This window comes from Teredinibacter haidensis (assembly GCF_014211975.1).
In the GTDB taxonomy this organism is placed as follows: Bacteria; Pseudomonadota; Gammaproteobacteria; order Pseudomonadales; family Cellvibrionaceae; genus Teredinibacter; species Teredinibacter haidensis.
On sequence record NZ_CP060084.1, the window covers coordinates 4,426,815 to 4,442,657 of the forward strand.

Consider the following 15,843-nt stretch of genomic DNA (forward strand, 5'->3'; position numbering starts at 1 on the left):
GCCAGGTAGACCATTGTTCATTATAGTGTCCGCCATCTGGCAGGTGCCAGGATAGTTTTACACATTTCACATTATTTCCTACGCCGGTAGTTGTCATGGCCGCAAAATCGTTTAAAAATTCTGTTCTTTCATTGCTGGGCTTCAAAAGCTCATCTGTTTTAAGCCCCAAATTCCTGTGGGGCGCTGTTGGTGCTATGGCGTTGCCCGTTGCCGCACAGATGATGCTGCAGTCCTTTCTGGGGATGGCCGATGTGCTGATGGTCGGCAGCCTCGGCCCCACGGCGTTGGCGGCGGTCGGCTTGGCTGCGAAGTTGCATTTTTTGTTGCTGGTGTTGATGGCGGGTATTGGTGCTGGCTGTAGTATTTTGGTGGCGCAATACACCGGAGCTAAAGATTTCCCCTCATGCCAGCGAACCGTTGCTCTTACCCTGATGGTGGGCACGGGGGTGATGATTCCGTTTACGCTGGCTTTTGGGTTTTTGAGTGAGGTTTGGGTTCCTCTGATTAATCCAGACCCGGAAGTAACCGCCCTAACAGCGCGTTACTTGATGATTACGGCCCCGGTGTTGCTTCTGGCGCAGATGATTGTGATCTATGAGGCGGGGTTGCGAGCATTGGGTAATACCGGTGTGCCGCTGGTGATGGGTGCGCTGGCTGCTGGCTTGAATGTGCTGTTGAACTATCTGTTGATTTTCGGCCACTGGGGCCTTCCTGCCATGGGCGTGGAGGGCGCTGCCTGGGGTACATTAATTTCCCGTACGATTCAGTTGCTGGCAACGCTGGTTTGGCTGTACAGCTCTCGACACGGCTTTGCGCTGAGAAAGCAGCATTTTGTTGCCGCTTTTGATACGAGGGAGCTGAATAAATTCGTCGCTTTTTCTACCCCGCTGGTGATCAATCATATTATCTGGGGCGTGGGCAACGCCACCTATCATGTGCTGACGGGCTATGCGGGTACCGATGCGCTGGCGGTTATGGGTATTATTGTTCCGATCGAAAGCCTGTTTTTTTCGCTATTTGTGGGTTTGTCCAATGCCTCTACGGTGCTGATAGGTCGAGCGCTGGGTGGTTCGAGAAATGATGAAGCCTGGGCCTTGCACCGTTTTTTCGACAAGTTGACGATGGTTCTTGTGGTGACGCTCAGCGCAGTGCTGTGGTTTTCTCGCCCCTGGGTGGTGAGTATTTTTGGCGAGCTGGATGCTCGCACGGCGGCGCTGCTTTTCGATACCCTGGCGATTTTTTGTCTGCTGATTTGGGTGAAAGTATTAAATATGATCCGCATTCTCGGTGTATTGCGTGCGGGGGGGGATAATCGCTTTGTGCTTCTGACCGATTCGATTGTTATGTGGGTAATCGGCGTTCCGATATATTTTCTTGCCATTTTCTGGGTGGGCGTACCGTTTCTAACGATTTATGCACTCACTTATGTGGAAGACATTGCCAAGTTTGTTCCTGTGCGCATACGTGTTGGCCTTCGATACTGGATGAAGAACCTGACGGTGACTTAAGGTTATTTTAGGTTGCTCTTAAAGCGTGTAATCACGGCCTGGTTTTGCTCCCGTGAGATCAAGGGGTTATCTAATATGAATATTCTGGACGATGCTTGATTGAGAGCGTTGTCGCTGTATTTAAAGTGGCGGTCGAACAATGTATTCAAGCTGCCATCGGCCAATATTCGCTCTGAGCCTGCAGTGAGCCGTTTAGCGAGCAGTGGCTGGTTTTTAGATACGCTTGGATAGAGTGGGATAGGATAAAAAATATAGAGGTCTGGAACAATGACCAGGTTTGGGTATTTTCCCAGTTGCTCTTCCATAGCTTTCTCAATTTCCAGCACGCTTAGCGGAAAGCAATCGTAACGATCGTGCTCGAGCATATCGAACAAGCTGCTGTAGTCCACCGATTCAATTACCGTGGTATTGTGGTGGCTGTAAACTTTACTGTCACTCCAGCCGCGCTGTTGTCCTATGCGCAGTTTTTTAAAGTCGTCTATATGGCGTACTTTACCAAAGCGCGGTAAAAACTCCTTTAAGGTTATGCATTTTCTCAGCCCCAGACGCTCTTTCAGGTAGGGGTAGTCCAGAAGAAAAACATTCTCTTGATTTACAAAGCTTCCTACCCACCCGGTAGAGAAATGCGCGTGAATGTTGGTGCCTCGCTCTGTCTCCAGTTTTGATCTTTGTGCACTCATAATGCGGCGATTGAAGTTGATGCTATAAGGTGGGTAATCGCTTAGCGTTTTATCCAAAACAGAAATAATTAAATCCGATTGATACTCTCTCAGCGCCGGGCTCATGCCACCAATCCAGAATTTGATATCGGTTCGATCTGAAAGGTTTGAGCTTTGTGCGAAAAGGCTTGAGCTTAGCGTAATGGTCATGAACACTAGCCATCGTAACGCTAAAGCTGCTCTATAGTGTTGTTTAGCGTGAGTGGGGCTGTTTTTGAGCATGAATGACCTGTGTTGAAAACGGTACCAATGCTGTTTCAGAGCAATGTTATTGTAAGTTTGGCACGTAAATGAATCTAGGCATGTATACATTATGAGTTTAGACGGTCTCCATCAAAAACTTCGAATTCTTGTCGTTTCTTTGCTGTTATTGTTATGTACGTCCAACAGTTATGGCCTGGTCGTTTTGCAGTACCACCACATATCGACGCTTAGCCCAGCGGCTACCAGTATCTCTCCAGCCCTGTTTGAATCGCATCTGCGTTTTCTGGAGGAGCAAGGTTTCACGGTGCTTCCCATCGAGCGACTGTCTAGTATGCAACAAAAGACTGGTAAAGGCTGGTCTAACTTACCGGATAAAAGCATCATCATTACCTTTGATGATGGCTATCGCTCCATCTATCAGCATGCCTGGCCGCTGCTAAAGCGCAGAGGCTGGCCATTTACGGTGTTTATTAACAGCAAGCCTCACGATGAAAGCAATCCGCTTTACATGTCGTGGGAGCAGTTGCGGGAATTGGCTAAGGCGGGGGCAACGGTTGCCAACCACAGTGACAGCCACCCACATTTTATTCGTCAGCGCGAAGGTGAGTCGTCAAAACAGTGGCAGCAGCGGCGCCTGCAGGAAATAACTTTTGCCGAACAGCGTATTAAAAAGGAAATAGGCAAGAGCGTGAAAATGTTTGCCCATCCCTTTGGTGAGTACGATTCTGCCATGTTGGAAATGCTTGCTGCAGAGGGGTATCTGGGCTTTGGCCAGCAGTCCGGGCCGATGGCGGTCTCCAGCCATCCACAGGCTATTCCACGCTTTCCTTTTGGTGGTGCTTATGGCAATGCTGAAGACTTTGCTACAAAGGTTTACAGCTTGCCGTTTCCTCAGGTTAAGGCGCTAGCAAAGGATTCGTTTGGGCGTAGCCTGCCTCAACCGGAGCTGCCCAGTGGTGAGGTGCGTCCAGAGTTAACGCTCAATTCGCCTTTCTTCCGGTTTGCCGGGGTGGTTCAGTGCTTTGCTTCGGGGCAGGGGAGCATTCCTGTGGAGAAGAGGGGCTCCAGCATTATTACGCGGGCCGAACGACCATTAGCGGTTGGACGAAGCCGTTACAACTGTACTGCCCATGCGGGCCAAAGCCGCTACTACTGGTATTCGCAGCTGTTTATTCGCCGTAACACGGATGGCAGCTGGTACGCCGAATAAGGGCCTCAGTCGCCGTTCTTTAACGCTTTTGCTGCGTGTTTGGCAAAGTAGGTCAGTATGCCATCTGCGCCAGCGCGTTTTATGCACAGCAGAGATTCCATAATCACGGCTTCGGACAGCACGCCGGCCTGAATGGCCAGTTTGTGCATGCTGTACTCGCCGCTTACCTGATAAGCAAAGGTGGGTACGTGAAACTCATCTTTTACCCTGCGAACAATATCCAGGTAGGGCATACCCGGCTTTACCATCACCATATCTGCGCCCTCGGCTAAATCGAGGGCGATTTCTTGCAGTGCTTCATCGCTGTTGGCCGGATCCATTTGGTAGGTAAATTTATTGCCTTTGCCCAAGTTTGCTGCCGAGCCGACGGCTTCGCGAAAGGGGCCGTAGTAACCGGAGGCATATTTTGCGGAGTAGGCCATGATCTGAGTGTTGATGAAATTTTGCTTATCGAGGGCTGAGCGAATAGCGCCTACGCGACCATCCATCATATCGGACGGCGCAATGATATCGGCTCCGGCTTGGGCGCAAACCTGGGCTTGCCGCTGCAGTGCAATAATTGTTTCGTCGTTCAGTACGTAGCCTTCTTCGTTAATAATCCCGTCTTGGCCGTGGGTGGTATAGGGATCCAGCGCGCCATCACAGATAATCCCCATTTCGGGAAAGCGGCTTTTTATCTGGCGCACAGTTCGCGCAACCAGCCCGTTTTCATCGAAAGCGGCTTCGCCTTTGGGGGTTTTCAGCGAGCTGTCGATATTGGGGAAGAGGGCAATGGCAGGAACGCCAAGTTCGAGTAGTTCTTCTACCTCTCGTTCCAACTCATCGATGGACAAGCGAAACTGACCTGGCATAGAGGCTATTTCCTGGCGTTGCTTGTTGCCGTCGAGCACAAAAACCGGATAAATCAGATCATTAACACTAAGTTCGTTTTCGCGTACCAGTCGGCGGGAAAATTCGGAGTAGCGGTTTCGGCGCATGCGCGTATGGGGAAACTGTCGAGACATTATCGGTTCTCTATGCAGGGTGGACAGGGCAAGACTATAGATAAAGCCCGTGGCTTGAGCAAGGGATGGTATTTTATGATTTAGCGCAAGCTTATGCAGCAAAAGGTTGAATGGAAGCGCTGCAATAAACATTCATTCTTAGTGTTGAGGTTAATAAGGACTATAATTTAATCAGAAAGGCCGCACAGTTGCTGGTAAAAGTTTTATCACACACGGCGGCAACCGCTGAGGTAAATCAGCTCCAACATATAGCTTGCAGCTATGTGGTATTGCAAATAATCCACTCACAGGATTTAGCAAGTAAAAATGCCCTCGCCTAGTAATAGGTGGGGGTTTTTTATTTTCTAGGGCAATAGAATTTGCTTTGGCAATAAAAGTTTTGTGGAAATGTGGTGTAATGTGCCCATAAAAATTCAATTCCTCTAACGAGCTTTCATCGTGACGATTAATATTATGGCCCGCAAGCTTTTCTATAGACTTATCTCTGCATATCTTCTTATTCAATCGCCCCTGTTGTGGGCCGACTGGTTAGATCAATACCCGGATAGCGCTCAGTTATGGTACCAACCCGCCGCTGATAAGGTGGCCGCAAGGGCGGCAGATCACGAGAACTTGGGCAGGGCTAAAGCTAAAAATATTATTTTATTTGTCGGCGATGGTATGGGCGTTAGTACAATCACCGCCGCACGTATTTTCGCAGGGCAGCAAAAGGGCCTGCAGGGAGAGGAGTACGAGCTATCGTTTGATCGCTTTCCCTATACCGGCCTGTCGAGAACCTACAATACCAATATGCAAACGCCCGACTCTGCGGGCACCATGACAGCGCTGGTGACCGGTGTGAAAAGTAAAGCTGGTGTCTTAAGCGTTAATGACAAAACGCTTCGCCAGAATTGTGCAAGTCAAAAAGGCAATGAGTTGCTGTCGGCGCTGGCGCTTGCCGAGATAGCGGGCAAGTCAACGGGTATTGTTTCCACTGCCCGTGTTACCCACGCAACGCCGGCTGCAACTTATGCCCATTCGGTAGAGCGGAATTGGGAAAATGATAGTGAGATGCCGGCGGAGGCAAGTGCGCAGGGGTGTGAGGATATCGCCAGTCAGCTTATTGGTTTTGATTTAAGGTTAAATCAGTATGTGAGTGCTCACGCGCAAAATCGAAAAATTAAGAAAGGCACCTTAAAATCGATTGATGGGCCCGACGTTGTGCTGGGGGGAGGCTTGAGAAATTTTTTACCGGGCGATAAAACCGTATCGTTTGGGGATGTGCAAGTAAAAGGTAAGCGTAAAGATGGCCGCAATTTAATCGCGGAGTGGCAACAAAAATATCCCAATGGCAAGTTTGTTAGTTCCTCAGCAGGATTAAAACAGGCGGTAGCTGCCAGGCCGGAAAAACTTTTTGGTCTGTTTAGCGAATCACATATGGCTTACGATGCACGGCGCAAGCAAATGAGTGAGGATAGCGCCGTCCAGGCAAAACAGCCCTCTCTTGTCGAAATGACAGAGGCGGCAATAGAGATGCTTGCGCAAAATAATAAAGGGTTTTTTCTGATGGTGGAGGCGGGCCGAATTGATCATGCGCACCACGCCGGTAATGCCTTTAATGCCCTTTCGGATACGGTTGCACTTTCCGACGCCGTCGCTGCCGCAGTGCGTAAGACCAGTAAGCAGGATACGCTCATCATTGTTACCGCTGATCACAGCCATGTGTTTACGATAGCGGGTTACCCACAGCGCGGAAATCCCATTTTGGGAAAAGTGATTAGTCCTGACGATTCTGGTTTACCGCAAACTAAGTTTTCTCTGGATGCTAATGGCAACCCTTACACTACGCTTGGGTATATGAACGGTCGTGGCATGGCCTTTAACCCCGGCAATGCGGATGCCGATAAACGCTACAATCAGCCAATCAATACCGGTCGCCAGAATATTCTCTCCATTGCCACCGAGGATATGGGTTACCACCAGGAAGCGCTGGTGGGTATGGGGTCTGAAACTCACGGAGGAGAAGATGTGGCTATTTACGGTGTGGGGCCTGGCGCCTATTTATTATCGGGAAGCCATGAACAAAATGTCATTTTTCATGTAATGAATTATGCCGGGGCTCTTGTGTCGGGAGCGGAGCAAGCTTTGGAAAAATAAAGCTAATTAATTAGCGCTGCTATCGTTGCTGAAGAGAAGCACGTTGTCGAGTTGTAGTATTTCATCTGTCGGCAGGGGCTTGGAAAAATAAAAACCCTGTAGGTGATCACATTTTTGATCCCTTAAGAATTGCCACTGCTCTTTTGTTTCTACACCTTCAGCAACGACGGTCAGGCCCATATTGTGGGCCATTGAGATAATGGTACAGGCAATTTCGATATCGTTTTTATCTTCAGGGATATCTTTTATAAAAGATCGATCGATTTTTAAGGTGTTAATTGGAAACTGTTTCAAATAAGACAGTGAAGAGTAGCCCGTGCCGAAATCATCGATGGATAGCTTGCAGCCCAACTGGCGAATTGCACGCATAATACCGATGGCCTGATTAACATCATCCATTACCATGGATTCGGTCAGCTCAAATTCGACTGTGGCAGGATCGATATTGTACTGAATAAACATATTGCGAATAGACGAGAGTAACTGAGAGGAGAAGAACTGTCGGGCAGACAGGTTAACAGCAATGCTGTACATGCCGAGCGACTGTAATTTTTCGCGGTTATTACTGATAAAAGCACAGGTTTTTTCCAACACAATGCGGCCGAGATCGTAAATAAGGCCAGACTCTTCTGCCAGCGCCACGAAAATATCCGGGCGCATATAACCATCTTCTTTATCGAACCAGCGTACCAACGCTTCGCCTTTGTACATTTCCCGTGTTTGTGCGTCGTAAATGGGTTGCACGAAGACCTCGAGTTCTCCTGCATCCAGCGCTTTTCGCAACTTCTGCTCCATACGCATTTTGTCTTTTATTTGTTTGTCGAGGTCGCTTGAATAGTAGGAAACTCTATTGCCTCCGCGGGATTTGGCGTTGTAGAGGGCTATATCGGCATAGCGAATCAGTTCTTCGTAGGTAATTGCGTCATTCGGGTAGACAGCAACACCCACCGAACCGCCTACTTCAACCAACTGGCCATTGATCTCAATTTTTTCATTGAGCGCGTTCAGGACACTTTGCGCTTTGTGTTCGAGGTGGGAAGAATTTTCTACATTTTTAATTAACACCATAAATTCATCGCCGCCCATGCGAGAGACTACGTCAATGTTGGTCATCGCGGATTTCAATCGAGAGCCAATTAGCGTAAGCAGGCGATCGCCCGCATCGTGGCCGAAGGTGTCGTTAATTTTTTTGAAATCGTCCAGGTCTGTCATCATCACCGCAAGTTTTTTGTTGGATTTTTTCGCGGAGGCAATGGTCAGCTCGAGGTGTCCGCGGAAAAAACGACGGTTAGGTAAATCCGTAAGCGGATCGTAGAACGCGAGCTTTTCCAGCTCCATTTGTGCGGTTTTTAATTCGGTGACATCCAGCAGTGAGCCAACAAAGCCCCGGAACCCTTCATTGTCGTCCGCCATGGGCGCTATGTGTTCCATCAGGATGCGGCGCGACCCCAGGGGGGTGGTATAGCCGTATTCCACCACTTGCGGGGTCATCTGGCTGCGTGCGCGTTCCTGTACATTTTCGTATAGGTTGGCGTCTTTGGGGTCGATATTATGTAAAAAGGCATCGGCCTGGCTTTTGGTCAAGCCACTGATATCGCACCATCGGTCGTTTATATATTCCAGCTCCATTCGGTGATTCTTTAAGAAGATCCCTATGGGGGCATGTTCGGCAAGCACACGAAAGCGGGATTCGGATGCCATCAGCGCGGCATTGTCATTTTGCAGGTTATCGAGAATGGTATTGACGACCTCCACCAGATCGCCAATCTCATCGTTGCTTTGTTTCGTTGCGCGAATATTGGAATAGGGACTGGCGGCAATTTTCTGTGAGGTATTAAACAATTGGGTGAGCGGACCCAAGCGTCGTGTAACCAGACGGCCACCGATAAAGTAGGCAACAAAAAGTGCGACAGCCAAGGTGAAACCGAGAACAAGTGCAAAGCGTAAAAAGGCCAGATTGGCGGCTTGGTTATTGGCGTAAATTTCGACGATCCCGTAATGCTCTTCGGTGTGTAGGATCGGCACGCGTACGCGGATAATCTTGCCATCGTCGATCACGTTCATGGCGTCGATATAGTTTTGGCTTTGCGCGCAGCGGCTGGTAGATGGACGGTTGGTATAGTAGTGGTAGAGCTCGCCCTGACGGTCAAAAACGCAGATTAGGATGATGTCGGGATGAAAGTTGGCCGATTCAAGGTTCTTCTGAATGGCTTCCTTATCGGAAAACTCGGCAAAAAACATGGCTGTTGATGATCGGTTGGCAATGATTTGTCCGATCACGCTCAAATCGCCAATCATATTTTTCTTCGATTCTTTACTGGCTAGCCAGGATAGAACGGTGGCTACCAAGAAAATTGCCACAATCAGTGTGGAGCCAATGCTGTGCATGAGCCCGCGTTTGATGGTCGAACGTTTTTTTAGGGCAGTGTCGTCAGTGTCCATGGTGCCCCCTAATATTCTTGGCCAGTTCCATAAGGGGGATCTTGAAACGAATATTTTTCTTCTTGGCTTCCGCCAAGTCGAGGTTAAATCCTATGCGGCTTTTTTCTCTGATTAATTCTACCGAAGCGCCAGAACGGTTGTTTTTACAGTTATCGCATATAACGAGCAGCGGCATGTTGGTTAAGGCCGATTCCGATGCTCCTGCCCCTACTATTTGAACGTGGCATTGTTCGTTTCCACCGGAGGTCTCTGTTAAAAAGTGAAGTTTAGCGCCGTGTTGGGTAATTTTCTTGCCCTCAAGTTGACGCAGTCGATCAATAGAGGGGCTGACACCATCGGTACAGAAGTTGATGTTTTTCTCCAATTTTTGTGGCCAGTTAACCTGATGAAGTATTTTTAGGATGATTGCAGCGCGCAGAGTCGCTTCCTCTGCCGCGATGGCTTCTGCCGTTAGGGGGATTGTGGTGAGGCATTTAATTAAAAGGCATACGACGACAGCCAAACGGGTACGTTTGGTTTGCGAGATGCTGAATGAACCAACCTTGTTCTTCATACACGATTATCCGCACGACACTCAATTGCCGTTCGTCGTTTTTTATTTGGCCTGGTGCTTAATTTGAAACAGAGCCATTTCGTCCCTTAAACAGCAGACAACAGCCAAAGTATAACTGCATCCTCTGGTTCTACCACTTAGGTGCCGCCTGAATTCGCCACTTTTGTTGCCAAAGTAATAATTTTCGCGCCCGAATATCGTCTTTTTTTTCTGTTTCAATCAGGGCTATAGCCACCCCGCATCGAGGGTAAGGTTTGGACTGAGAAGTGATATGAAATCGAATACGCGCGTTAAAGAGAACGGCAGCCGGGGGGGAAAGTCGCTTGGACTTTGTTGGATGTTGCTGGCCACGATGCTTCTTCTGGCTCAGATTATTTTACCTTACTATTTTGCCAGGTTATTAGTGTTCGCTTTTTGATGTTGTTTAAAGGCGGCTAACCTGCGGTCCTTGAGGTTGTAGTTGTTCCAGCCAGTTGGTAATAGACTGCTCGATTCCGGTGCTGTCCAAACCAGCCATCGTGAGCAGTTCCGAACGTTTACCGTGATCGTAGTAGAGATCGGGTAGCGCTAGAGGTAGTAGTGGTTTGGTGATACCTGAGGTCGCGAGCAGTTCCATCACGCCAGCACCAGCACCACCGGCCAGGGCATTTTCTTCCAGTGTCACCAGATAATCGTGACGGGCGGCCTGCTCAAAGAGCAATTTGTCATCGAGAGGTTTAACCCAGCGCATATCGCAAACGGTGAGGTTCAGCTTTTCTGCAACGGTCATTGCCTCGGGTAAGAGTACGCCAAAATTAAGGATGCAGATATTCTTACCCTTACGCACCAGACGGCCTTCGCCGACAGGCATTTTCTGGTCTTGCTGCTGTATTTCGACTCCCGTGCCGCTGCCCCTTGGGTAGCGCACCGCTGCCGGTCCGGGGTAGTGATAGGCGCTGAACAGCAGCTGGCGACATTCGTTTTCGTCGCTGGGCGCTGCGAGAACTAATCGGGGGATACAGCGCAGGAAAGAAATATCGAAACTCCCCGCATGGGTTGGGCCGTCTTCGCCGACCAGTCCGGCGCGGTCGATGGCAAACGTAACATCTAGGTTCTGCAGGGCAATATCGTGTACGAGCTGGTCGTAGGCGCGTTGGAGGAATGTGGAGTAGATAGCGACAACGGGTTTGAGTTCCTCGCAGGCCAAGCCCCCTGCCAGAGTAACGGCATGTTGCTCGGCAATTGCGACATCGTGAAATTGATCGGGAAAGCGATTGGCAAACGCGACCATACCCGAGCCCTCGCACATGGCGGGTGTGATGCCGATAAGCGTTGGGTCTTCTGCGGCCATATCGCATAACCATTGACCAAATACATCCTGATATTTGGGTTTAGGTTTGACGCTTACCGAGGGTATGGGTTCGGGTTTGTTGGGTTCGATTTTATTCAGTGCGTGATAGCCGACAGGGTCTTCTTCTGCGGGGGTATAGCCCTTGCCCTTGCAGGTGATGATATGTAGCAGTTTAGGGCCTTTGATCTCGAGCATATTGCGGATATCGTGAACTAGGCGGTCGGTGTCATGACCGTCGATGGGGCCGACGTAATAAAACCCCAGCTCTTCAAATAGGGTGCCGGGGGATAACATGCCTTTCACATGTTCTTCGGTTTTTCGTGCCAGCTCCCAGGCTTGGGGGATTTTAGTAAGTACGCGCTTACTACCTTCGCGAAGTGCGGTATAGGTCTTGCTCGCCCAAACCTTGGAAAAATAATTTGCCAATCCTCCCACGTTTTTGGAGATGGACATGTTGTTGTCATTGAGAATTACCAGCATATCGGAGCCGGTATGGGCCGCATGATTGAGGGCTTCGAAGGCCATGCCCGCGGTCATCGCACCATCGCCGATGACCGCGACGGATTTGCGTTGGGCATCGGTCAGTTCACTGGCTAGCGCCATACCTAAGGCGGCGCCAATAGAGGTGCTGGAGTGACCCACGCCGAAGGTATCGTATTCGCTTTCGCTGCGTTTGGGGAAGCCGGAAAGGCCGTTCAATTGGCGAATGCTATGCAGGGCTTCGCGGCGCCCGGTAAGAATTTTGTGCGGGTAGGTTTGATGCCCAACATCCCATACCAAACGATCTTCGGGAGTGTTCATCACGTAGTGCAGAGCAATGGTCAGTTCGACGACTCCCAGACCCGCGCCGAAGTGACCACCGGTACGTCCAACGCTGTACAACAGAAACGCGCGCAACTCTTCAGCGAGCTGCGGTAATTGCTTCTCGTCCAGTTCGCGCAAGTCTGCCGGTTCGTCAATGGCATCGAGTAGCGGTGTCGCTGGTCGTTCTATGGGTATTTCGTCAAACATCTATTCTTATTGCTGCAGCCGTGAGGGGCATGGGGTCTGCTGTTTAGTAGCCGCTCACCTTTAGGCGAGCGGCACGAAGCAGGCCATTGTATTGCCTATGTTTTGGGTTGGCTAGCCCGTATTACGCATACCCGCTGCAATTCCGGTCATCGTGACTTTAAGTGCTTGCTCCAGTTCGGGGCTGATCTCGCCGGCTTTGCGTTCTCGTTTGATCAGTTCGGCCTGCAGATAGTTGAGCGGATCGAGATAGGGTTTGCGGATATCGATAGATTGTTGCAGCAATGGCGTGGTGTCCAACAGCTCGGTTTGCTGTTTGAGTTTGTTGATCTGTATGGCCAGAGCCTCCAGATCTTCACGCAGCTGCTGACCCAGGCTGTGTAGATCGGGATCTACCAACTGTTCTTCGTAGTGTGCGCAGATGGCGGTGTCTGCTTTGCCCAGCACCATTTCCAGAAGATCGATAAAGCTGGAGAAAAATAGCCAGTTGCTGTGCATGTCCTGCAGTACATCGGGCGATTTCTCCATGGCATATTCCAGTGCCTGGCGGGTGCCAAGCCAGCCAGGGAGGTTGAGACGCACCTGTGTCCAGGCAAAGACCCAAGGAATGGCGCGTAGGCTTTCTACTCCGCCGCCGGGTTTGCGCTTAGCTGGGCGGGAACCCAGGGCGAGCTTGTTTAGCTCTTGCTCGGGGGTCAGACTGCGGAAGTAAGGAACGAATTTTTCGTGGCCGCGTACAATGCCTCGATAGGCTTTGAGACTGGCACCGGCCATACCTTCCAGAAGCTCGCGCCACTCTGGCGTGGGAGCCGGAGCTGGGGTAACGGTGGCTTTTAGGGTTGCCAGAATATAATTGCTTAAGCTGGCAAAGGCGACGCGGGGCATACCGAATTTATAGCGAATCATTTCGCCCTGTTCGGTCACGCGTACACCACCGTTAACGGATCCGGGGGGTTGGGATGCCATCGCTTTTTCTACTGGGCCACCGCCACGACCAACGGTTCCGCCGCGGCCATGGAACAGGTTGAGCTGCACGCCGTGTTGCTCGGCCAGGTTTACAAGCTGCTCCTGGGTTTTGTATTGCGCCCATGTGGCGGCGAACTTTCCGGCGTCTTTGGCTGAGTCGGAGTAGCCGATCATCACGGTTTGCTTGCCATCAATATAGCGCTGGTACCAGTGCATCTGCCACAGGCTGTTCATTACGCCGGGTGCTCGATCCAGGTCGTCCAGAGTTTCGAACAGAGGGTCGATGGGCATTTTCCAGGTTACGCCACACTCTTTCAGAATAAGTGCGACCGCCAGTACATCCGACGGTTGTTTGGCCATGGAGATGACGTAATGGGCGAGAGTTTCTTGCGGTTGTGCTGCAACAACCTTACAGGTGGCAATTACCTCGGCAGAATCGTCACTAACAGGCCATTCGTGGGGTAGCAGCGGGCGTTTGCTGCTGAGTTGTTCCAGCAGAAATTGCTGACGCTTTTGTTCGTCCCATTCGCGGTAGCTGCCTAGCTCCAGATAAACTGTGAGTTCGTCGAGTAATTCCACATGGCGGTCGCCGTCCTGGCGGATGTCCAGCGGGGCGAGATTGATACCGAAGGTGTGAATGCGGCGAATCATATCCACAATACGGCCATCGGCGGTATGCATCAGCCCCTGTTCCACCAATGAGCGGTAGCAGATCATCAGTGGTAGCAGTAGTTCTTCACGGGAGCGAATAATATTGTCTGGCTCTGCGGTATGCGGGTTGCGCATACGCTCTTCGGTCCAGGTCATTGTCGATTGCAGGCGGCTGCGCAGGTTGTGCAGTAAGTCGCGGTAGGGCGTTTTACTCTTAAAGCCCAGCGCGGAATACAGCTCTTTGCTGCCGGTGTGCATACTGAGATCGCCGGCCAGCTGGTTGATATCCTGCAGGTATAGATCGGCCGCTTTCCAGCGGCCGAGCAGAATCACTTCCTCGGTTACTTTGCTGGTGACATTGGGGTTGCCATCGCGGTCGCCCCCCATCCAAGAGTAAAAGCGGAACGGCGAGATATTCATTGGCAGCGGCTGGCCCAGGCGCTTGCGGCTCAGCTCGTCGAGGTGGCGTATACAGTCGGGCACGGCGTGCCACAAGCTGTTTTCGATAACAGCAAATCCCCACTTGGCCTCGTCTACGGCGGTAGGGCGGGCGGTTCGAATTTCATTGGTGTGCCAGATTTCTTCAATCACTCGGTACAAGCGGTCCTTCAGACCGGTCGTTTCATGGTGCAGTAAATCGTTGCGTTTCAGATCGTTGAGCGAGTCAGCAATTTTTTCGTATTTGCGAATCAATGTCCGGCGTGTGACTTCTGTCGGGTGGGCGGTGAGTACCAGCTCGATCTTCAAGTCGCGAACTAAGGTGAAGAGTGCATCTTTGCCCTGATCCTGCGCTAAATCTTCGAGGGTTTGTTCCAGTGCGTGGGCGTTGACGGCCTCTGGCCCGTAAAAATAGTGCTGGTCGGCAATATTGGCGAGGTTCAAAAACTGGTTAAAGGCGCGCACGATAGGCAGGATATCGGCGTCTTCCAATTGACTGAGTGCATCAACCAAGGGTGCAAATTTTTGCGGGTCTGCTGGCGCGTCGGATGTGGCCAGTTTTTTCGACAGCGCGCGAATTTCTTCTACTTTGCGAAACAGTTTGGGGCTTTCGTGTTCGAGCAGGTTTTCACCTAGCAGTTCTCCAAGCAGTCTTACGTTGTCGCGAAGTGTTGCGGGTAGTTGTTGCATAACGTTTAAAAACCTTGTGAAAATTCGAGTTAATGCTGTGGCTGGAAAGCGTTGGCGCGCTATTGTATGGGGCGCTATTTATAAGGTAAACAGCAAAAAGTAATCCATTTAGTGTTGGCTATGGAAGAATTAGTTTTTTCGATCTATTGAAAAATGTGCTGGTCTTCCGGGAATTCTCCCTTGCGTACGTCCGCTACAAATTGTTGTAGCGCCGAGGGAATGTCACCTGCTTCGACCAGAAAGTTCTTCGAAAATTTCGGCGGTATTTCCGTAAGCCCCAGAATATCGTTAATGACCAAAACCTGGGCATCGGTATCGCGACCAGCACCAATACCGATCGTGGGTATGTCGATAATCTGGGTGATTTTGGCGGCGAGTTGGGCGGGCACACACTCCAGGACTAGCAGGTCTGCACCGGCATTGCTCAATATTTTTGCGTCTTCGGCAATTGTATCGGCTTGCTGCTGCCCGCGCCCCTGCACGCGGAAGCCGCCGAATTTATTGACTGACTGCGGGGTTAATCCTAGATGGGCGCACACGGGGATGCCGCGCTCGCTCAGCATGCGAATGGTTTCTTCCAGCCAGCGTCCACCTTCCAATTTTACCATATTGGCTCCGGCCTGCATGATACGGGTGGCGTTGTTCATGGCCTGTTCTGGTGCCGCATAGGTCATGAATGGCAGGTCGCCCAAAATCAGTGATTTTTTGTTGCCCCGCGCTACGGCCTCTACGTGGTAGATCATTTGCTCCATGGTGACAGGAATCGTGCTGTCGTAGCCGAGCACCGTCATGCCGAGGCTGTCTCCCACCAGTACTGCTTGTACACCACAACGCTCCGCCATGGCAGCCATGGGCGCATCGTAAAGCGCGACGGTAACAAATTTCTCGCCCAGTTCCTTCATGGATTGCAGGGTTCTGATCGTGACTGATTTATCGAGTTTGCCGGTGTAAGCCATAGGGTGTGCTTCGTGCTAGTGGAAGTCG

General features: G+C 50.7%; 10 protein-coding genes. 3 read left to right on the forward strand and 7 right to left on the reverse strand.

Annotation, left to right across the window (positions count from 1 at the left end; translation table 11 throughout):
- Positions 1-95: 95 nt before the first annotated feature.
- A complete protein-coding gene (locus H5715_RS18100; RefSeq protein WP_075184928.1) occupies positions 96-1,508 on the forward strand; it encodes an MATE family efflux transporter in 1,413 nt (470 codons plus the stop codon).
- A gap of 2 nt (positions 1,509-1,510) precedes the next feature.
- On the opposite strand, the gene H5715_RS18105 is transcribed toward H5715_RS18100, so the two are convergent.
- The gene (locus tag H5715_RS18105) at positions 1,511-2,377 is read right to left on the reverse strand and encodes a substrate-binding periplasmic protein (RefSeq protein WP_075184929.1); all 867 of its coding nucleotides are present in this window, start codon (positions 2,375-2,377) and stop codon (positions 1,511-1,513) included.
- Positions 2,378-2,540: 163 nt separating this feature from the next.
- Here H5715_RS18105 and H5715_RS18110 point away from each other — a divergent pair, with 163 nt between their 5' ends.
- Positions 2,541-3,641: a polysaccharide deacetylase family protein gene (locus H5715_RS18110; protein WP_075184930.1), complete on the forward strand. Its 1,101-nt coding sequence runs from the start codon at positions 2,541-2,543 to the stop codon at positions 3,639-3,641.
- Positions 3,642-3,646: 5 nt separating this feature from the next.
- On the opposite strand, the gene hemB is transcribed toward H5715_RS18110, so the two are convergent.
- Complete coding sequence (gene hemB / locus H5715_RS18115) at positions 3,647-4,645, reverse strand: porphobilinogen synthase (protein ID WP_075184995.1); 999 nt, start codon at positions 4,643-4,645, stop codon at positions 3,647-3,649.
- 453 nt (positions 4,646-5,098) lie between these two features.
- Between hemB and H5715_RS18120 the strand changes: the two genes are divergently transcribed.
- The gene (locus tag H5715_RS18120) at positions 5,099-6,781 is read left to right on the forward strand and encodes an alkaline phosphatase (protein WP_075184996.1); all 1,683 of its coding nucleotides are present in this window, start codon (positions 5,099-5,101) and stop codon (positions 6,779-6,781) included.
- Positions 6,782-6,787: 6 nt separating this feature from the next.
- Here the strand turns inward: H5715_RS18120 and H5715_RS18125 are convergent, their stop codons facing one another.
- The 5 genes from H5715_RS18125 to panB form a co-directional block, all read right to left on the reverse strand.
- Entirely contained in the window at positions 6,788-9,223 is a 2,436-nt protein-coding gene (locus tag H5715_RS18125; RefSeq protein ID WP_075184931.1) for a bifunctional diguanylate cyclase/phosphodiesterase, read from the reverse strand.
- On the reverse strand, positions 9,213-9,776 hold the full coding sequence (locus H5715_RS18130) for a YfiR family protein (RefSeq protein WP_075184932.1): 564 nt from the start codon (positions 9,774-9,776) through the stop codon (positions 9,213-9,215). Before H5715_RS18130 ends, H5715_RS18125 begins: the two co-directional genes overlap by 11 nt.
- 424 nt (positions 9,777-10,200) lie before the next feature.
- On the reverse strand, positions 10,201-12,117 hold the full coding sequence (gene dxs / locus H5715_RS18135; RefSeq protein ID WP_075184933.1) for a 1-deoxy-D-xylulose-5-phosphate synthase: 1,917 nt from the start codon (positions 12,115-12,117) through the stop codon (positions 10,201-10,203).
- 111 nt (positions 12,118-12,228) lie between these two features.
- Positions 12,229-14,859 carry a phosphoenolpyruvate carboxylase gene (gene ppc / locus H5715_RS18140; protein WP_075184934.1) on the reverse strand — a complete coding sequence of 877 codons (2,631 nt, stop codon included), beginning with the start codon at positions 14,857-14,859 and terminating at the stop codon, positions 12,229-12,231.
- A 143-nt stretch (positions 14,860-15,002) separates the two neighbouring features.
- On the reverse strand, positions 15,003-15,815 hold the full coding sequence (panB, locus tag H5715_RS18145; RefSeq protein ID WP_075184935.1) for a 3-methyl-2-oxobutanoate hydroxymethyltransferase: 813 nt from the start codon (positions 15,813-15,815) through the stop codon (positions 15,003-15,005).
- Positions 15,816-15,843 lie beyond the last annotated feature (28 nt).